The 19,919-nt window shown below is 58.7% G+C and carries 13 protein-coding genes; 4 read left to right on the plus strand and 9 right to left on the minus strand.

Annotation, left to right across the window (positions count from 1 at the left end):
- The first annotated feature begins 137 nt into the window (after nt 1-137).
- Complete coding sequence (locus S7A_RS20120) at nt 138-1,451, plus strand: CitMHS family transporter (RefSeq protein WP_009093217.1); 1,314 nt, start codon at nt 138-140, stop codon at nt 1,449-1,451.
- Nucleotides 1,452-1,616: 165 nt separating this feature from the next.
- Nucleotides 1,617-2,477, plus strand: coding sequence for an MBL fold metallo-hydrolase (locus S7A_RS20125; RefSeq protein WP_009093218.1), 861 nt, complete (start codon nt 1,617-1,619; stop codon nt 2,475-2,477).
- Here the strand turns inward: S7A_RS20125 and S7A_RS20130 are convergent.
- The 3 genes from S7A_RS20130 to S7A_RS20140 all read right to left on the minus strand — a co-directional run bounded on the left by S7A_RS20130 (nt 2,474) and on the right by S7A_RS20140 (nt 7,591).
- The gene (locus S7A_RS20130) at nt 2,474-5,011 is read right to left on the minus strand and encodes an excinuclease ABC subunit UvrA (protein WP_009093219.1); all 2,538 of its coding nucleotides are present in this window, start codon (nt 5,009-5,011) and stop codon (nt 2,474-2,476) included. The genes S7A_RS20125 and S7A_RS20130 overlap by 4 nt on opposite strands.
- A 270-nt stretch (nt 5,012-5,281) precedes the next feature.
- Nucleotides 5,282-6,754 carry a YsnF/AvaK domain-containing protein gene (locus tag S7A_RS20135; protein WP_336794748.1) on the minus strand — a complete coding sequence of 491 codons (1,473 nt, stop codon included), beginning with the start codon at nt 6,752-6,754 and terminating at the stop codon, nt 5,282-5,284.
- Between the two features lie 267 nt (nt 6,755-7,021).
- Nucleotides 7,022-7,591 carry a pyridoxamine 5'-phosphate oxidase family protein gene (locus S7A_RS20140; protein ID WP_009093221.1) on the minus strand — a complete coding sequence of 190 codons (570 nt, stop codon included), beginning with the start codon at nt 7,589-7,591 and terminating at the stop codon, nt 7,022-7,024.
- A 246-nt stretch (nt 7,592-7,837) separates the two neighbouring features.
- On the opposite strand from S7A_RS20140, the gene S7A_RS20145 reads away from it, so the two are divergent.
- Entirely contained in the window at nt 7,838-8,374 is a 537-nt protein-coding gene (locus S7A_RS20145) for a GNAT family N-acetyltransferase (protein ID WP_009093222.1), read from the plus strand.
- 48 nt (nt 8,375-8,422) lie between these two features.
- Here the strand turns inward: S7A_RS20145 and S7A_RS20150 are convergent, their stop codons facing one another.
- From S7A_RS20150 to S7A_RS20160, 3 genes are all read right to left on the minus strand, one after another.
- Entirely contained in the window at nt 8,423-10,558 is a 2,136-nt protein-coding gene (locus S7A_RS20150) for an EAL domain-containing protein (protein ID WP_033736904.1), read from the minus strand.
- Between the two features lie 278 nt (nt 10,559-10,836).
- Nucleotides 10,837-11,076, minus strand: a complete 240-nt coding sequence (locus S7A_RS20155; RefSeq protein WP_009093224.1) for a hypothetical protein — start codon at nt 11,074-11,076, stop codon at nt 10,837-10,839.
- A 348-nt stretch (nt 11,077-11,424) separates the two neighbouring features.
- Nucleotides 11,425-12,858, minus strand: coding sequence for a methyl-accepting chemotaxis protein (locus S7A_RS20160; RefSeq protein ID WP_009093225.1), 1,434 nt, complete (start codon nt 12,856-12,858; stop codon nt 11,425-11,427).
- Between the two features lie 346 nt (nt 12,859-13,204).
- Between S7A_RS20160 and S7A_RS20165 the strand changes: the two genes are divergently transcribed.
- A complete protein-coding gene (locus S7A_RS20165; protein ID WP_009093227.1) occupies nt 13,205-14,986 on the plus strand; it encodes a sensor domain-containing phosphodiesterase in 1,782 nt (593 codons plus the stop codon).
- 24 nt (nt 14,987-15,010) lie between these two features.
- Here the strand turns inward: S7A_RS20165 and S7A_RS20170 are convergent, their stop codons facing one another.
- The 3 genes from S7A_RS20170 to S7A_RS20180 all read right to left on the minus strand — a co-directional run bounded on the left by S7A_RS20170 (nt 15,011) and on the right by S7A_RS20180 (nt 19,906).
- Nucleotides 15,011-16,591 carry a diguanylate cyclase gene (locus tag S7A_RS20170; RefSeq protein WP_009093228.1) on the minus strand — a complete coding sequence of 527 codons (1,581 nt, stop codon included), beginning with the start codon at nt 16,589-16,591 and terminating at the stop codon, nt 15,011-15,013.
- A gap of 134 nt (nt 16,592-16,725) precedes the next feature.
- On the minus strand, nt 16,726-18,606 hold the full coding sequence (locus tag S7A_RS20175) for a sigma-54-dependent Fis family transcriptional regulator (protein WP_009093229.1): 1,881 nt from the start codon (nt 18,604-18,606) through the stop codon (nt 16,726-16,728).
- A 136-nt stretch (nt 18,607-18,742) separates the two neighbouring features.
- Nucleotides 18,743-19,906, minus strand: a complete 1,164-nt coding sequence (locus tag S7A_RS20180) for a metallo-dependent hydrolase (protein ID WP_009093230.1) — start codon at nt 19,904-19,906, stop codon at nt 18,743-18,745.
- Nucleotides 19,907-19,919 lie beyond the last annotated feature (13 nt).

Genomic DNA, 19,919 nt, shown 5'->3' on the forward strand with positions numbered 1-19,919 from the left:
AACAATTTAATATCATCTTTCCGATCAGGGTTAATTAAAACAACAGGTTAATCGTTACCACGCTAAGCAATTTCCTGAATTTTCCTGACTGAACGCCACCTTTTCATTACTTTTACGCCATTGTGAGGGCTGTTATTTTGCTGACGATACTGGGTTTTTCCATGGTTGTTTGCTTCATGTATCTCATCATGACCAAACGCATGTCAGCCTTAATTGCGCTGATCCTGATACCAACCATTTTTGCGCTGATTGGCGGTTTTTACGCGGGACTGGGCGAAATGATGCTGGATGGCGTCAAAAAGCTGGCCCCCACCGGTGTCATGCTGACCTTCTCGATTCTCTATTTTGGTCTGATGATCGACGCCGGCCTGTTTGACCCGCTGGTCCGTTTTATTCTCCGGCTGGTGCGCGGCGATCCGCTTAAAGTGCTGGTCGGCACCGCCGTGCTGACGCTGCTGGTTTCACTGGATGGTGACAGCTCCACCACTTACATGATCGCCATCGCGGCTTTCCTGCCCCTCTATCACCGGCTGGGTATGAACGTGCTGATGATGACCTGTCTGGTCAACCTCGCCAGCGGCATCATGAACCTCTCGCCCTGGGGTGGCCCGACCGCCCGCGCCGCCGCCGCCCTGCGCATTGACGCCCTCGACATCTTTATCCCGATGCTGCCCGCCATGCTGCTGGCCTGCGTCAGCCTGGTCGCGATGGCCATGCTGTTTGGCCTGCGTGAGCGCAAGCGTTTAGGCGTCATGACGCTGAAAGATCACCATCTCGACAACATCGAACTGGGACTGGGCGATGCCGATGAGTGCGCCGCCAACCGCCGTCCGAAGATGTTCTGGCCCAACTTCATCCTGACCACCGTGCTGCTGGTGCTGCTGGTGGTCGGGTTAATGCCGATTCAGATCCTGTTTATGCTGGCGTTTGCGATTGCCGTGATGCTCAACTATCCGAGCCTGGAGGAGCAGAAAGCGCGCATCAGCTCTCATGCCGGTAACGTGCTGGCTGTGACCGCGCTGATTTTTGCCGCCGGTATCTTCACCGGTATTCTCTCCGGCACCGGCATGGTGGATGCCATGGCGAAGAGCCTGCTGGCGGTGATCCCGCACAGCTTCGGACCTTATCTGGCCGTCTTCACCGCGCTGGTCAGTCTGCCGTTCACCTTCTTTATGTCGAACGATGCCTTTTACTTCGGCATTCTGCCGGTCATCGCACAGACGGCGGCCAGCTACGGCATTACCGCAGAGGAGATCGCCCGCGCCTCTATCGTCGGTCAGCCTTTCCATCTGCTGAGTCCGCTGGTGCCGTCAGTCTATCTGCTGGTGGGGCTGGCAAAAGTCGACATCGGCGACCACCAGCGCTTTGCGATTAAATGGGGGATTCTGGTCAGTCTGGTGCTGATGGCGGGCGGTCTGCTCACCGGCGCTTTCCCGTTCTTCCATCGTTAACTCTGCTTTCTGGCGGATAACCGGCAATTTTGCCCGGTTATCCGCTTCACCGCTCCGCCTACTGTTACAACCCTCTCTACACTCTAAAGCCAGGCTGATCTGCTGCGTGCCGGAGACGAGCCGAAGCACCTCAGCCATTCTGCCGATGATTGCGATGGAGGCCCGATGAAAATTCACCACCTCAACTGTGGCTGTATGTGCCCACTGGGCGGAGCATTTTATGATGGATTCAGCAAAGGCATCAAAGCGCATCTGGTCTGTCACTGCCTGCTGATTGAGACGGACCGCGACGGGCTGGTGCTGGTCGACACCGGCTTTGGCCGCCAGGATATCCACGCGCCGGGCAGCCGCCTGTCGGGCTTTTTCCGCGCGCTGAACAATATTCAGCGTCGCGACGAGCTGACCGCCCTGTCACAGGTCAGGGCGCTGGGCTTCCGGGCTGAGGATGTGCGGCATATTATTCTGACCCACCTCGATTTTGATCATGCGGGCGGACTGACCGATTTTCCGCAGGCGCGTATCCACCTGCTACAGCAGGAGGTGGACACGGCCCATCAGCGTCATAGCTGGCTGTCGCGGGAGCGTTATCGTCCCGGACAATGGGGTGGGATCAGCCACTGGGAGACCTATCAGCCGCAGGGCGAAACGTGGTTTGGTTTTGAGGCGGTAAATCGCCTGCGGGATTTACCGCCGGAGATTCTGCTGGTGCCGCTGGCGGGCCATACGCCGGGTCACGCAGGTATCGCCATTCAGCAGCCTGACGGCTGGCTGCTGCACGGTGGCGATGCGTGGTTCTATCGGGGCGAAATGCGCCAGCAGACGCGCCACTGCACGCCTGGACTGCGTTTTTACCAGTGGATGATGGCGATGGATAACGGCGCCAGACGACACAACCAGCAACGCCTGCGGGAGCTCTCCTGTCAGCGCGGCAGCGAGATCACCTTTTTCTGCAGTCACGACGCACGTGAACTGGAGGCCCTGCAGGTTAATGCGCCGCGGTTCAGCCAGAGTGCCCGGCCCGATTAATCCGGATCGCCCGCTCGCTTTTGCAGCTGGGCTGACAGCCAGGGAGCGGTCAGACTCTCTGATGACTGACTGACCGTCTCTGGTGAGCCGGATGAAACAATCCGGCCCCCCTTATCGCCCGAACCCGGCCCCAGATCGATCACCCAGTCCGACTCCGCCACGATACGCATATTATGTTCTGCCATGATGACCGTATGACCACGTTTAACCAGCTCATCCAGCACCCGCAGCAGCTTATCCATATCCGCCGGATGCAATCCGGTCGAAGGTTCATCGAGCAGATAGAGCGTGGCGGTGCGCTGGACCCGCTGCAGTTCCCAGGCGAGCTTGATACGCTGACACTCTCCGCCGGAAAGTTCCGTGGCGGGCTGCCCCAGCCGGAGATATCCCAGCCCCAGCGCCGTCAGTGCCGACAGCGAACGCTGAATCCCTTCGTTGCCGCTAAAGACCGCCGTTGCCTCGTCCACCGTGAGATCGAGCACATCCGCAATCGTCAGGTTGTTCCACCTTACCTCCAGCGTCCCGGGGTTGTAGCGGCTGCCCGCGCAGACGGAGCAGGTGGCCGTGGCGCTGGGCATGAACAGCAGCTCAATGGAGATCTGCCCCTGCCCCTCACACGCAGGACAGCGCCCGGCAGGCAGATTGAATGAGAACCGCCCGGCGTCGAAGCCTTTTGCCTTCGCCTCGGGGGTATCGGCATACAGTCGGCGGATGATGTCGAAAAAGCCGGTGTAGGTGGCCAGGTTGGAGCGCGGCGTCCGTCCGATAGGACGCTGATCGATTCTGATGAGTCGGCCCAAGGCGTCGCTTCCGCTGACCACGCGTCCCTTCACATCGGGCACCAGATCCTCGTCCTCCCCCTCCTCGCTGTCGGACTCTTTATCCGCATGACCGAGCATTTCAGGCAACACGCGATTCAGCAGCGTCGATTTCCCTGAGCCTGACACCCCGGTGATGGCCGTCATTCTCGCCAGCGGAAGGGCGATATCCATCCCGACAATATTGTTGCAGTCGATCGCTTCCAGCCTGAGCCACTCTTCCGGCGACTGACGCTCGCGCAGTCCGGTGTAGCGTCGGGAGAAGAGATAGCCTGAGGTGGGCGATTCGACCTCTTTCACCCCCGCCGGGGCGCCGTTGTAGACGATCGCCCCGCCGTAACCGCCCGGACCGGGTCCGATCTCTACCAGCCAGTCCGCTTCCGCGATAAGGTCAGTGTTATGTTCCACGACTATCAGCGAGTTGCCTGCGCGGACCAGCCTTTTCAGGGAGGCAAGCAGCGCTTTCACATCTTCCGGATGCAGCCCGGCGGACGGCTCATCCAGCACGTAGAGCACGCCAAACAGGCGTGAAATCATCTGGGTTGCCAGACGGACGCGCTGCAGCTCGCCGGAGGAGAGCAGCGTGGTGCGACGTCCCGGCGCGAGATGTCCCAGGCCCAGCGCGTCAAGCTGCTCAAGCCGCATACAGATGTCTGCCGCCATCCGGATGACCGCCTCACGCAGCGCCGGCTCTTCAGGCAGATCGGGAGAGTCGCCACGGGCATAGGGACGAAAGCGTTCCGCCAGCGCAGAAACTGTCAGCTCGCTCAGACTGGCGATGTCATACCCGGCAAACGTCACGGAGAGCGCATCGCGGTTGAGTCGTTTACCGTGGCACTCAGAACAGGGCGTGACCGCCACAAAGCGCGCCAGCCGTTTTCTGACCGATTCGCTGCCGCCCGAATAGCTCTGCAACACGATTTTTGCGGCGCTGGTGTAAGTGCCGGTGTATCCCGGTTCCTCACCTGCCGCTATCGCCTTTTCGCGCTGCTTAGCGTTGAGACCTTCGTAGATGGGCACCGACGGCTGCTCCTCGGTCAGCAGTATCCACTGCCGGTCACGCTCAGACAGAGTGTGCCACGGCGCATCGATATCGTAGCCGAGCGTGTCAAGGATGCTGCGCAGATTCTTGTTGTGCCAGCCCCTGGGCCAGGCGGCGATAGCCCCCTGCCGGATGCTCAGTGAGCTATCCGGCACCAGCGCCTCAGTTCTGACAGTGTGAACCTTTCCCAGCCCCTGACAGTGGGGACAGGCACCCTTTGGGTTGTTCGGTGAAAAATAGTCGGCCGTCATAAAAGGAACACCGTCCGGTCTGGCACCCGCACGGGAATAGAGCAGACGCAGCGTGACGGCGATCCGGGTGAGGCTGCCGACCGTCGATCGCTCCTGCGCGCCCGCCCGGCTCTGCTGCAGGGCCACCGCAGGCGGAAGTCCGTCAATGTTATCGACATCCGGCGCCGCAGCCTGATCGATCAGACGGCGGGCGTGAGGTGAAACCGACTCGATAAACCGGCGCTGCGCTTCCGCATAGATCGTATCAAAGGCGAGGGACGATTTACCGGAGCCGGAAACCCCGGTGAACACCACCATGGCGTTACGGGGAAAACGCAGCGACACCTCTTTAAGGTTATGGGTGCGCGCGCCCTGCACGGAGATACAGGGATCGATCTCCCCCTCTTCAGCGCGGTATGTCTCGGTAAAGCGGTGTTCTGTCATGATGTCCCTGCCTGGTGAAATGCGGCCGACTGATGATCGCCTGCGATGAATGGCCGAAAACTGCAGCGGCTAATCTGGCGGACGCACTGGCCCGCTTCTGAAAAACATCAGCAAGGGTAGTCAGGGAACCGGGATTTAACAATTTATGGGGTGGAGTAACGCCTTGAATCGGCAAGGGGGCACACGTTCAGAGGGGGGGCCGGAGGAACATGGCCTTCTGTAGTCAGCCGGGAAAGGGGCAGAGACGCCCCCCTTCCGGCCCTCACAGCATCACGGTTTTTTAAACTTGTCTTCGACTTTCTCTTTCGCTTCCGCGATTTTGTCCCCGGCCTTGTCCATCAGCCCCTCTTTGTGATCGGGATGGTCTGGCGTCAGCGAGCGGTGATCCTGCTCTGCGCGGGCCTGTCGCGTGCCTTCCAGCAGGGGATCGGTCGCCGTGCCCTGGCCGCTGACCGGTGCGGCGCGGGTGTGATCGGCCCTGGCATGGTCGATGTCGACTTCCTGACGGCGCACCGAGTCATTGATGGTCTCCACCCGGTCGCTCTCCTCTTTACGTAGCACCACCTCTTCGATGATTTGCGCGGTCTTATTAACCACCGGCTGCTCGTGCGACTCCTCCACTTCCACCGTTTTTTCTGACCAGTCGACATTATCGGGCGAACCCGCTTCGTTCACCGGGCGGCGGAAGATTTCGGCGTGCTGCTCATGCAGCGAGACATTTTCAGACACCCGATCGGTGACCGTATAGCGACGGACGCGGGTCGAGCCTTCGCTGACCAGTCGCTTACCCACTTCCAGTCGCTCTTCAGCCAGACGCAGCACATCCTCATCACTCTCATCACCGGTCAGCGCGGTGCGGGTCGTGCCGCGCTCACTGTTCAGCGGATTGACCGTCTCGTTACCCGGTAACGTTCCGCTGGCTGGCGGCGTCAGGCTACTGTTAACCGTAGCGTCACCGGGAACGGCGGCGGTACGCTCCGTCAGCTCTTCATGGGCATCAAGAATGCCCAGCGCGCGCGGCAGCTCATCTTCATCAGCGCGCAGCGACAGCACCACCCCGCCGGTACGCATCGCATCTTCATACACTTCAGCCTGATCTTCCTCCAGCGTGTTGCCGAACAGGCGTTGCCAGAAGCCAGGATGGCGGGCCTCATGGCCTTCTGTCCGCAGTCGTTCGCCGGAGATGATATCGATATCATCATCCAGGAAGCCTGCTTTGATCAGGTTACGTTTTGCCCCCTCTGCCAGTGAGATATTGCTGAACATTGTTACGATTGTTTCACGCGCCATATTGTGTTCCTCGCTGATGGATTCGGATGACTCTGGATGAGGGGATCGGGTCAGGTGAGCGTGCTGTCTGCGCAGGGTCACGACCTGTTCTGTCGCCGCCTCGCTGACGACCGTGCGGATGTGCCACTCCTCTTTCAGCACCAGATGACGAACGATCTCGACTTCCTCTTCCACAATCGGGATGATCAGAACGCCATTTTCCTCCCGGATCGTCGGCATCGCCGCCAGCCTTTCCGATTTGGGAATGCGCTCTATCGCCGCCGTCTGCTGCCGGAGCATCAGCGCCATCGTCTGCTGATGCTCAGTGACCTGCCGGGTTACCCTGACAACGCCGTCACTGATCCGCTGTGTTGACACCTCTGCCGTTTCTTCAGCAAGGCTTATCACCTGCTCGTTATCCGCTGACCCTGATTTTTCAGGAGGCTGATTGTTCATGGTTAACCTGCCTGTCATACAGAGCGATCATTTGTACTTCCCCTGGCCTTGAGCATAAGTCACTGCTTTTCGGTTAGTTAAAGCCTGGCACAAAGATGGGCAAAAGAAAGGAAAATGCAGATAAACGCAGCCATATGAGGATAACGTGGCGCTAAAATCGCATAACCGAGGCGGCAGATAAAAAAAGGCTCTTACTGTGTCAGACAGTCAGATTGCTGTCTTAGCCTGCTCAAAAAAAGGGCCAGTCCTTTTTCAGGCTGGCCCGGGAAACAGAGACGTCTGCGTTCAGGGATTGAGCCACTGACACGCCTTCAGTTCGCCGTCGGGTGCATAGCGAAACAGGGCGCGCTGATTGTCGTTACGCTGTAACTGGTAGCCCTCCAGTGTGGTGACCTGCAGGATCACCACGCCGAAGTGCGGCTCGCCAGACTCTGCGGCGTGAACAGCGGGCATCTTATTCGCCGGTATCGGTATCTCGCCCGGCGGCCCGCCCTGATAGGTCTGCCGGGTGTGCTGAGGTAATGCCTGCCAGGCCTGCCGGGCGATATCACTCCCCGCCGCATAACAGCTGACCCGGCCCGCCAGTCGCAGCTGCAGGCGGCGTTGCAGACAATAACCCAGAACTGTGACCGCCGGATTGGCCGCCATCTCCTGCCACTTCGGGCTGCGGACATCAGTGTGAAAAGTCAGCATCCGACGGGGACTGCGACTCTGGCGCAGGACCAGCGTGCGCGCCTGGGGGCGCTGCTCAGCGTCAACGGTACAGAGTGCCAGATAACGAAATGCGTCCTGTGGATCGGCGGCGGCCGCCTCCAGCGCTGCCCAGGCGGTTGCTTCAAACTGTGTCAAATCCATCGGGGTTTCTCTCGTCAGGGTCAGGGGTTAAGCCAGACGGCTCTGCTCAAGCGTAGCAACGAAGTGACCAGATGGCCTGCCATCGCGGGAGGTAAACCGCGGGATCGGGATCCTTTCGCCAACCCGGTCGTCACTGAACGGGTCAGGAAGGGGGAAAATGCGTGCCGCATGTTCTGTTTCTGCGTCTCTGTGTTATTTTTGCGCTATCCCTGAGATCGCGAAAAGCGTTACGCCATGGAGGCGGCTATGTTGTCTGAAATGCGTTCGCCACGTCTGACCTACCGGCCGCTCTCCCCTGAGGACTGGCCCTTCTATCTGGCAGTCAGTCAGGACAGATCGGTGATGAAATATATCTGTGACCCGCGCAGCGCCGAAGAGATAAAAACCCGCTCTTTTGATGTTCGCCTGCCTGAATGGGAAAAGGGCTGCCAGCACTGGCTCTGCCTGGTGATGGAGGAAAAAGCCAGCGGGCTGCCCGCAGGTTTCTGCGGGTTTATCGATCGCGGAGACGGCATTGCCGAGTTCGGTTTTATAGTTGCCGCCCATGCGCAGGGAAAAGGCTACGGCCGTGAGTCACTGCATGCCACCATCAGGCTCTGCTTTGAGCAGCTGGATTACCGTCGTCTGGTCGCCACGGTGACGGCGGGTAATGCAGCCTCACGCCGCACCCTGCTCTCGGCGGGTTTCGTTCAGGAGGGGACACTGCGGCAGAATTTCTTTCTGGACGGCGCGTGGCAGGATGACTGGATCTTCGGCCTGCTGAAACAGGAGTACCGGCCCTGAGGCCGGGAGAGGCCACAGATGACTCTCCATCGCCTCAGTGACGCGCGATTAGCGCAGGGCTGCCCCTGAACCGGCCGCGATGGCCGCGGCAGGCAGAGACGGCGTTTCTGCGCAGAGCATCGCTTCAAAATCGGCCGGACTCAGCGGCTGGCACAGCCCGTTCCCCTGCATAATGTCGCATCCTGCCGTCGTCACGAACGCGATCTGCTCTTTTTCCTCGACCCCTTCGGCGGCGACCCGGATACCCAGACTTTTACCCAGCCCGGCGATAGCCCGGAACATCATACGCACCCGCATACTGGAGCCCAGCTCGCGCGTCAGTGACTTATCGATTTTAAAGCCCGACACAAAGCTGTAGCGCAGCAGGTTGATCGCGCCCAGCGTCCGTCCGAAATGGTCGATAACGAATGAAGCACCGGTCTGCCGGATAGCTTCAACCTGCACCGGCATATCCTGCACCAGCACCGTCAGCAGGGGCTCATCCACTTCCAGCTCGACAAAACCGGCATCGCCACCGGCACTCTCCCGGAGCACTTTCTCCAGGCTGTTGCCCACCAGCTGGCGCGGAAACAGATTGATGCTGACGCGAAGATGAGGCGCGCGCACCTGCCACTGCCGGACCTGATCCAGCGCCGTCCGGATAATCCACTCCCCCAGCGTGACGGAAAGCGGGCTCTTCACCAGCATGGCGATGAAATCAGCCGGCAACAGCAGGCCGCGCGTCGGATGCTGCCAGCGCACCAGCGTCTCACAGCCGGTGAGCTTGCCGCTTTCGACGTCGTAGCGGGGCTGATAGTAGAGCGTGAACTGCTGCTGCCGCACCGCGGACTCCAGTTCGCGTTCAAAGCGACGGCGCTGCTGCTCCGCTTCACGAAAGGCGGGTCTGAACAGGATGCTGCAGCCTTTGCCCGACGCTTTGGCACGATAGAGCGCCAGGTCGGCGGCGGACATGACCGCAGAGGGATCCCGGCCGTGCTCCGGGTAGGAGGCGATACCGGTGCTGGCGCCGACCACAACCGGTGAGTCGTGATAGCTGAACGGCGTCTGAACGGCGGCAATCAGCTTCTCTGCCGTCAGCGCCGCCTCCGCGCAGCCCCCCGTCAGCAGAATGACAAATTCATCACCGCCCAGGCGCGCCGCCGTCACCGCACCGGTGCACACGGTACGAATCTGTTCGGCAACGTGACACAGCAGCGCATCCCCGGCCGCATGGCCCAGGGTATCGTTCACTTCCTTAAAGCCATCAAGATCGGTCATCAGTAACGTATAGGGGATCTCCGCTTTAGTGAGCTGAGCGACCTGATCCATAAACGCGCTGCGGCTGGCGAGGCGCGTCAGCATATCGAGAGAGGCCAGCTCACAAAGCCGTGCCTCACTTTCATAACGGGCGGTAACGTCGCGGATAATCATGCCCACCAGCCGCTCTCCCCCTTCACGCCAGCCGGAGAAAGAGACCTCGGCCGGAAATTCGCGTCCGTTACGCGTCAGTCCCCAGATCTGCAGAGAGCGCGGACGCGAGATCGCCGATTCATCGGAGGTAATCCGGGCCAGCTCATTACGGTAGTCTGTCTGGCAGCGCGCCGGGATCAGCTCACTGACGAACTGACCGCGCATCTCCTCCGCGCTGTAGCCGAACAGCGCGGTAGCAGCAGGGTTCCAGAAGGTGATGCCGCGCTGCAGATCCGTGCAGATAATGGCATCAGGCGAGGTAGAGGAGATCGCCTCCAGCCGCTGCTGACTGGTATAGCGCAGTAATTTAAGCCGGTGCATCTCCATGCGATCCATCACCAGCGCGGCAATATCGCTGAGATGCTGCCGATCTTCTGCGGTCAGCGGCGCGCGGGGATGCGTATCGGTCAGGCAGACCGTGCCGATGTGATGACCATCCGGCGTGGAGAGCGGAATACCGGCATAAAAGCGGATATAGGGATAGCCATGCACCAGCGGGCTGTCGCAGAAGCGCGGATCCTGCAGGGTATCCGGGACACAGAGTATCCGTCCCTGCGTTAAGGTGTGATGGCAGAACGCGACGTTGCGTGACGTACCCGTAATGTTCAGTCCGTAACGGGAAGCAAAGAACTGCCGCTTTTCGTCAATGAGGGAAACAAACGCGACGGGCACCTTAAACAGTCGGGCGGCAAGCGTAGTCAGACGATCCAGCGCATCGTTTGGCGGTGAATCCATCATCTCGTACTGCCTGAGTGCATCGAGGCGCGCCGCCTCGGCATCATGATAAACGGGACGTTTCAGGATAACTTCCTCTGCGGATCGGTACTGTGGACGGCATGACACAGCATAAAGAGGACACGTTCAATCAGACAGGCCAGGCAGTATATGCTGCTGACCCGCTGCCGTAAGAAAGGCCCGTCAGTAAAATCTGGCGCAGCCGATGGCTGCGCTTCGCTTAATCTGTTTATCGGCCTGCCATATTCTAACTTCAGAGAAAACAGCGGCTGAAAACCCTATTTTTTCTGTTTTGCGACCAGCTCAAAGTGCGGATGCTCCCCGGCCAGCAGCATCAGCAATTCATATTCCCCCTGACTGAGCCGCGCAGGATTTTTTGACGCCTCCTTGGTCTGCCAGACACGCTGGCTGAGGTCGAAACGCTCTGCGGCGATCTCCTGAGAAAACCCGGCGGCAAGGCGGAGTTCACGAACGTTGCACTGCACGGCGACAGGCCGCTGTAAAATCTGATTTCCCATATGAAACTCCCGGCTTAGGGTGGCCGTAAAGAAGGCCAGACGCCATCACGCGCCCGACCAAAGCATAAATGCTGGTTATGTTTTAATCGCCCGGCACAGCAGGCCGTCCTGTGAAATCAGTGAATGCAGCGTGCGATGATTAAATAAGGCAAATTATCTTTCTGACGATGCCTGAATAATAAGCACATCGATAAAAGAATAACCGACAGGATGAGTTGCAGACTCATCCTGCGATTATTGCCGCACGCTCTGCCCTTAAAAAATAAGGTGTCAGAGCGCGATGTAATAATCATTCGCGAACGTGCACGCGTTTTTCATACAGGCCTATTCCTCGTCGGGCGACTGATGTCAGGCCTGACTAAAGGCAGCCCATCCGCCAGGCTGTTCCGTGGCTTCCCGTCTGTTCGCCACGGCAACCGCCTGATGCGGGAGGGTAAAGCGGGTGATGACGCTGCCCAGCGTTTGCGTCTGACCGCTGAGACTGCCCGCGGTGGCTGACACCTGCTGCACCAGCGTCGCATTCTGCTGCGTCACGCGGTCGAGCTCAGCAACGGCGACGGTGACCTGAGCGATGCCTTTACTCTGTTCATCTGACGCCAGCGCAATCTGCCCGATAAGCTCATTGACGCCGCCAACGCCGCGCAGGACGGCTTCCATCGTGGTGCCGGCGCTCTCCGCTGCACGGCGGCCATCGTCAACCCGCGCCACCGTATCTGAAATCAGCTCTTCAATCTCTTTAGACGCCGCCGCACTGCGCTGCGCCAGCGAGCGCACTTCGCTGGCCACGACGGCAAAGCCGCGGCCCTGCTCACCGGCGCGCGCTGCCTCAACGGCCGCATTCAGCGCCAGAATATTGGTCTGAAACGCGATGCCGTTAATGGTGGCAGTAAACTGACGAATTTTTTCTGACCCTTCCGCGATGCTGGTAATGGCCGCAGTCACCGTCTGAACCAGCTTCGCGCCCTGCTGCGTGGTATCGGTTGTACTGACGGCCAGCTCCCGCGCTTCACGGGCGTTCTGCGCGTTGTGGCGCACGGTGACGGTAATCTCTTCCATGCTGGCGGCGGTCTGCTCCAGAGCTGCAGCCTGGGTGGAGGTCCGATCGGAGAGGTCTGCGTTGCCTGCAGCAATATCCGCGGCTTCACGATGAAGAATGGCGGCGTTATCGCGGATAGCGCTGACCATATGCAACAGGCTGTGCTGCATCTCTTTCACCAGAGGAACCAGCTGTCCGACACAGTTACGGCCCAGATCTTCCGGCTCCTGTGTCAGATCGCCATCCGCAATGATTTTCAGGTGACCACGAATTTTTGCCACCGGACGCACCAGATGCACGACCAGATAGCGATCGCAGAACAGCAGTAACGCGAACGCCGCCAGCAGCGCCGCCAGCAGTACACCCTGCAGCTGATGCCGGTCAGCCCTGAGCGACGCCTGATGCTGCGCCAGCTGCTGCGTGATGCTGTTCAGTTGCGCCCGTGCCGCAGAGGCATAGTCTGCAGGTGTGGTGGTGAGTGCCGTACGCAGACGCTCCCAGTCAGCGCCTTCCGGCATGGCAGCCATCACCGCACTTTTGTCGGCGGCGCTTCCGCTCTGCATGGCAATAGCGCTTTGCGTCAGAAAGCTGAGCTGCTGAGTGAGAACGGCGCTGCGATCGGTCTGACGATAGATGTCGCGCAGCACATGGCTACTGTAGCCGCCAGCCAGTGCAACCACGCCCAGTGAAATGATCATCATCCACAGCACGACGCGCCGGATGGTGAAATGCCGGAGTGAGTTCATAAGGTTTCCCTGATGTTGTTATTGGTGTGTGTAAAAGTCGGGCAATAATAAGTTCTGTCATCTGCTTTAGTGCGTTATTATATAGTGCACTATTTTTGTTCTTTCTATCCTGGCAGGATATTTCAGAAATACAAATTTTTTGACGACAAAATAAAAGAATCGCCGTTCTGAAAATATTTTATTGAAGAAAGCCGATCCGGTAACCGTTTGCCGCTCTCTGCATTCCGTTACGTAATAAATTTGTCAGGACACTTTATTTTTACGGAAATTGCCTGTACTCATTACACACTACTCTGCAATTTTTCTGCTTAATTTCGCTCCGTAACCAGCCGGGGCGGAGGAATTCATGTTCATAAGTCTCAGCGGCGGCGATGATGGTCGCACGCGAACCCTGCGCGCGTTGCGCAATCCCGACGAAAGTCGTGATGAAGTGCTGCGTCAGTTTGTCCGACTGGCCAGTCAGGCGCTCAGCATTCCTGGCAGTTTTATCTCCGTGCTGGATGATGAGCAGCAGCATGTCATGGCCGCGCATAATTTTACCCTTACCCGGTCCAGCCGCGAAGATTCGCTCTGCCGGTATGCGGTCGACAGCGACAGCACCGTGGTGATCCCGGATACCCTGCTGGATGAACGGTTTGCGACGCACCCCTTGATCATTGGCGCACCTTTTATCCGCTTCTATGCCGGTACGCCGCTGAAAAACAGCACGGGCATGATTCTGGGCACCCTGTGTGTCACCGACACCACGCCCCACCCTTTCAGTCCGGCTCAGGTCACCATGCTCACAATGCTGGCCACCCTGGTCATGTCATTCCTGGAAGCCTGGTATTCGGCAGGTTTTGCCGATCCCGTCACCGGATTGCCCAACCGTCAGCGACTTATCCGCGACCTCCAGTTTCTGGCCGCCTCAGGTGATCGGACGCCACGGCGACTGGTCCTGATTGACTGCATTGATATGCCGCGCGCTTACGAGCTGGCGCGTTCGATGGGGATGGGCCCGGTTGAAAGCCTGCTGAAAGATGTCGCCACGCTGCTGCCTCTGCGCCTGCGCCCGGCGCCGGGCGAGATACTCTATACCGTGGCCACCGGGCGTTTTGCCCTGTTAACCCGCCAGGAGAGCCGGCTGAGTGCCGGATGGGTGGCGAAGCAGCTGACGGGCATCAGCGCAGATCTGGGCGACGGGCTGTCTGTCGCGCTGATGACGCATACCGGTGAGGCCAGTTTCATCACCGGTGAAATGCCCGCACAGGAGATCCTGCGCCGCGCCGTCAGCGCCCTTCATGAAGCGATCGCCCGGGATGTCGCGTCGATGTGTTTCAGTGAAGCCACCGACACACGGCATACTCAGGATTTCACGCTGATGCACGATCTGGCCCTGGCGATACGGGAAAACAAAGGATTGTGGCTCGCGTATCAACCGAAAATCTGTCTGCATAGCGGAAAGCCGATTGGGCTGGAAGCGCTGATCCGCTGGCGGCATCCGCAGCGCGGCGAGCTTTCTCCGGCAGAGTTTCTGCCTTTTGCCGGACAGACTGAACTGCTCAGCGAGCTGACCCGCTGGGTGACCGAGCAGGCCATCACTCGCCTTTCCCGGCTGCGTGACAACTATATTCAGTTGCCCGTCACCATCAACGTCAGCAGCAGCGATTTCTCCCGCAGCGGGTTTGCCGACGAGCTTGAAGAGCAGATGATCAAGGCAAAGCTGCCGGTTTCACTGCTGGGCATCGAGTGCCTGGAGACAGAGCGGATTCTGGAGAGCCCGTCAGCGATGCAGGGGCTTGAGATGCTGAAACTGCGCGGATTTGGGATCTCTCTGGATGACTTTGGTACCGGCTACAGCAACATCAGCTACCTGCGACGTATGCCTCTGGACGTGATCAAGCTGGACCGCTCGCTGATCAGTGAAATCTCCAGTGATACCGGCTCGCGGGTTATCGCCCGCAGTATTATTGCGATGCTGAAAGATCTCGATTATACGGTGCTGGCCGAAGGCGTGGAGAATGCGGAAACGGTCAACACGCTGACCGAATTTGGCTGCGATCAGGCGCAGGGATTTTTCTACTCCCGGCCGCTGGCGGAAGCGGCGCTGGATGAGTGGCTCGGCTGGCGACTCCGCAGCAAATGCTGAGCCGGTTGCGCCAGCGTCAGCCCTCTACCGGGCCGGATCAAACACGCTGAATCCCGCCGATCCGGCAATCACGACGGTATTGCGTCCGGCGCCTTTTGCCTCATAGAGCGCTTCATCCGCACGCCGCAACAGCGCTTCGCGTTCGCTGTTGTGATCCCGCGACGCGACGCCTGCGGATATCGTCATCGTCCCGACAAACGGAAACAGGGTGGCGCTGACGCTCTCACGGATACGTTCCGCCGTGCGGGCGGCGTCCGGTAGCGACGTGTCCGGCAGCAGCAGAATAAACTCTTCTCCCCCAAACCGGCTGACAATATCCCCCGTACGACTGGCCTGACGCAGCAGCGCCGCCAGACTTACCAGCACCGCATCACCCGCATCGTGTCCGTACCAGTCATTGATCTTTTTGAAATGGTCGATATCGATGGCGATTACGCACTGTTCATGTTCGTTGTCACTCTGCGCCGCCAGCGCCGAGAATCCGCGCCGGTTGCAGAGTCCGGTCAGGGGGTCAGTCATCGCTTCATCGTTCAGTGCCGCCAGATGTCCGGCGACGGCGTGACGATGCTCCTGCACCGCGTCCCGGAGCCTGTCGGCTTCGTAATACCAGGTTTTGACCGAGGAGAGAGATTCCGCCTGCGCTTCGCTGCCGCCGTTGCGGACTCTGTCCGCCAGCTTCTCAAGCGGAGAGGCGATGCGTCCCGCCAGAAAAGCAATAATCGCCGCGGTCAGGACGATAATGCCCAGCGTGAACCAGATAGCGTTTTCCGCCGTGCGCATCAGCAGGTGCCTGACCGTTTCTGAGGTGCCGGTAATAAACACGTTCCAGCCGGTTTTGTGCAGTGTGCCATAGCCGATCAGATAGTGACGACCGTCGTTTTCCAGCGTGAAGTGCCCGCTCTCCGTATCCTCAAGCCGCTTCTGCAGCGCCGGGCTCAGCTGCATTTTCGTGCCGACCTGCGCCGGGTCGTGACTGAAGACGATCAGACCGTCATTGCTGACCACGCTCACCGTAGAGCCTTTGGTATAAAAATGCTGGCTCAGGATGTCGCTCAGCATGCTCTGTTTTTTGAGATAGATCGTGCCGCCTATGTAGCCCAGGTAGCGGCCATCGGCGCTGAACAGCGGCTGGGATAAAAACAGCACATAGTTACCGGCGGCAGAGGTGAACGGCGCGGAGATAAAGGGCTTTTTGGTGGAAATCGCCTGCAGGCTGGCCGCCGAGTGGAGTTTTACGCCAACCAGTTTCAGACTTTCCGGTGAAGTTGCGGCAATAACAGCGTCATGATTCACCACCACGACCGAGTTGAAAAAGCCCGACTGCATCCGCAGGCGATCGGTTTCGCTTTTCAGCTGTGTCAGATTGCCGAGGTCCCTGATCTGCGACGCACTCCACGCCAGTTCGCGCTGCGCTGTCGCCAGATAACGATCGGTGGTATCTGCCAGTTTGCGGGCATAGGCAATGTTCCCCTCAAGCAGGCTGTCTTCAATATTGGCCTTCTGAAACAGCAGCAGCGCACCCAGCAGCAGACCGGAGGTCAGGATGACGCCGCCAATGGAAAGCAGCGTCAGCAGAGAGCGAAGACGTATTTTTTCGTGGGGCATTGCAGTCGGAATCCGGAGTAAGTATCCCTATAGTGTAACTGTTGATGGCACGGCTGAAGGGGAGAAAAGAAGAAGATTTCCCTCTCCTTCCGGATGATTAACGTTCCGGCGCTGCCCGACAGCGCGCACACCGGTCAGTCAGAGTTAAGTCCATATCGCTTCATCTTTCGCCACAGGGTGGTGGGACTGATGCCCAGCATCACGGCGGCCCGGGCGCGATCGCCACCGGTTCTGTTGATCACCGACGCGATCAGTTTCCTCTCCTGCTTCTCCAGTAAATTCACCTCGTCACTGAGCGTGCAGGGTAGCGCCTCACGCTCAACGGCTGCCGAAGAAAGGTGGCAGAGTGACTGCAATGCATCGGCATCGACTGTGCTGCTCTTATGCAGCACCACCAGCCGCAGGATAGCGGCTTTCAGCTCACGGATATTGCCCGGCCACGCCGCATTATTGAGCAGGGCAACCGCTTCGTCGCTAAACGTCAGCGTCCGGTTCTGGCTGGCCAGCAGCGCGTCGACAATCAGCATAATGTCGCCCCGGCGCGCTCTCAGCGCCGGCAGCCGCAGCTCCAGAATATTGATGCGGTAAAAGAGATCCTGGCGGAACTGTCCTGCGGCCACCATCTGACCCAGGTCTTTGTTACTGGCAGTGATCAGGCGGAAACTGGCGGTGATGAGCCCCTCGCCCCCTACCCGGCTGAACCGTTTTTCCTGCAGAATACGCAGCAATTTGATCTGCACGGCGGGCGGGGCTTCGCTGATTTCGTCGATAAACACCGTGCCGTTCATCGCCATTTCGAAAATACCGGGTTTGCCGCCCCGCCGGGCACTGGTAAACGCCCCTTCAGCGTAGCCGAACAGTTCACTTTCCAGCAGGGACTCCGGGATTGCCGCGCAGTTAAGCGCAATAAAAGGCCCTGCGCTGCGCGCACTGGCGTGATGAATACTCTGGGCAAACAGCTCTTTGCCCGTGCCCGTCTCCCCGAGAATATTCACCGGCAGATCGTGAGCCGCATAAAGTCTGGCCTGCTCAATCACAGACACCATTTCAGGCGAGCGGCCCACGATGTCCGAAAAGGTGTAAACCGTGGTGAAGCTGCTGCCTGCAGGCTTTCTCGCCGGGACCGGAGCGCATCCCTCGTGCTGTCCCGCTCTGACGGCGGTGATGAGGGTATAAAAATTTTGCTGACCGGGGATATGTTTCACCGTCAGCCGGAGGGCGTCGCCCTTGATCTCATGTACCTCGTCGGTGATATCCCGCTCATTGATGATGCAGCTGAACAGCGTTTTAAACGCGTCGTTTTTTAAAATCTTATCCCCGATCCGGCAGGGAAAAAGCGACAAGCCCCGGGCGTTGATATTGATGACTTCACCGGACTGATCCAGCCACAGGATCCCTTCCCGCGACTGATTGAGGGCTGACCAGGCCATCGCCAGCTTCGTGCTCTCCCTGTTGATATATTTCAGCGTGCTCGCCGCGACATCGAGAGCCTGCTCGATCGCGATATTATCGGTATCCCCCATGATGACCTTCAGATCGTACTTTCTGGCCATTTCCGCGACGGTCAGGCCGCCAATCACCAGATCATAATCATTATCTGCCAGATTTTTGACGACGTTATCAATGTCGTAGTGGTTGTAGACCTGACAGATTTTGAACTCTTCATGCGTCATGTTCTGGTAATGACGAAGAACATGGCAGAACTGCGGAAACCCGACTGCGGCGATTTTTTGTGACTTCTTGCGCGCTTCCATCAGGATACGAAATATGCCGTGCAGGTCGTGGGCGATTTCAATGACCGGAACCGCCACGTTATTCCGAAGCAGTGCCGCGGTGCCACCCCGGCTGATGAGGATGCGGGTTCCTCCCTGAATCAGCTGCTGCGCTTTTTCAACCACGTCAAAATAGCGATATTCGTAAACCGGAATATCGATTTTTTTCTCAAGCAGGACATTCGAGATGCGTTGCGTGATGGTTTGTGACACCGAGAGGATCGCAATTTCGTTGTTTTTCATAGGCCATTCTGCGCCATCGTTTTACCGGAAAAGCGGCAACTTTCGTCACGCTGACAGCAACCGATGCCGCGTGACGAAACGAACAACGCCTGCGCAGGGCAATACGCAGGCAGATTTTTATGAGCGGGATTCTCAATCAGAAACGCTGGCGACGATAGACAATCTGTCCATTGCTGATGGTCGCACAGTTGTCGAGATAGTGATCGCCCGTTAAGCGTTCACCCCGGGTGTCTTCAAACACCACTTTCTCCTGCCGCAGTTTCACGATAGCGATATCGGCAAAGGCGCCGGAAGCCAGCGTGCCTGCCTCGCCCTGCATCTTCATCAGGCGTGCAGGCGTGGTGGTGACGGCGCGCACCACATCGAACAGTGACATTCCCATGTTCAGGTACTTGGACATGATAAAGGGCAGACTGAAGACCTTATCGGTGCGCAGGCTATTTCGCAGGGTGAGATCGGTGCTGATGATGTCCGGATTAAACCCCTGCTCCATCGCCTTCCGCGCTACGGCAAAGTCGAAGTGCGCCACACCATTCGAACAGTCGAAAATGACGCCGCGATCCCTGGCCGCTTTGATGTCCGGAAAGAGGTCGCCGTTATCCTGCAGGATGGCATGGCCGGTGCCGTGGAAACAGTGCGCGAAGATATCATCAGCCTGGAAATGCGTAATCAGTTCATCGGCGGGCAGACGCGAATCTGTCACATGCACGCACAGCCCGGTGTTCAGCTGACGGGCCAGTTCCACGGTGGCGAAGAAGGGATCGCCACTAAAGTGACGTCCTCTGGCGATATCCTGGCTGTAACGCAGCTTCAGACCGAGAATATTGTCGCGATGTTCATTCACCGTCCGGGCAATCTTTTCCACGTTGAAGTTGGCCGGGTTGGTATTTTCCAGATACCCGGTCGGCCCACCGCCCAGTGTGGAGAGGCCGACATTGACGACGTTCAGATAGCTTTTTATCCGCGTCTGTGCCGTGTTGATGACGTTGTTACGGAACAGCCCGTAGTTCACCCAGCCGCTGCTGCCCGCATCCACCACCCCGGTCACGCCATTGGGCAGGCCGATCACATCGGGGTTAACGCTGATAGCTGTGCCCCCATGAAAAACGTGGGCATGAAAGTCAATCAGGCCCGGCAGCACCAGGCAGCCCGCCGCGTCGATGACGGTCTCCGCCTCCGGGTTGTCAACCGACTGCAGATCGACGATACGGTTGCCTGCCACCCCAACGCTCTGGTCGAGGAAGATGGCGCGTTCCGGGTCCACTACCCGGCCATTTTTAATCAGAATATCCAGTTTCATTTTGCTTTTTCCT

It is taken from the genome of Pantoea sp. Sc1 (assembly GCF_000255315.1).
In the GTDB taxonomy this organism is placed as follows: Bacteria; Pseudomonadota; Gammaproteobacteria; order Enterobacterales; family Enterobacteriaceae; genus Pantoea; species Pantoea anthophila.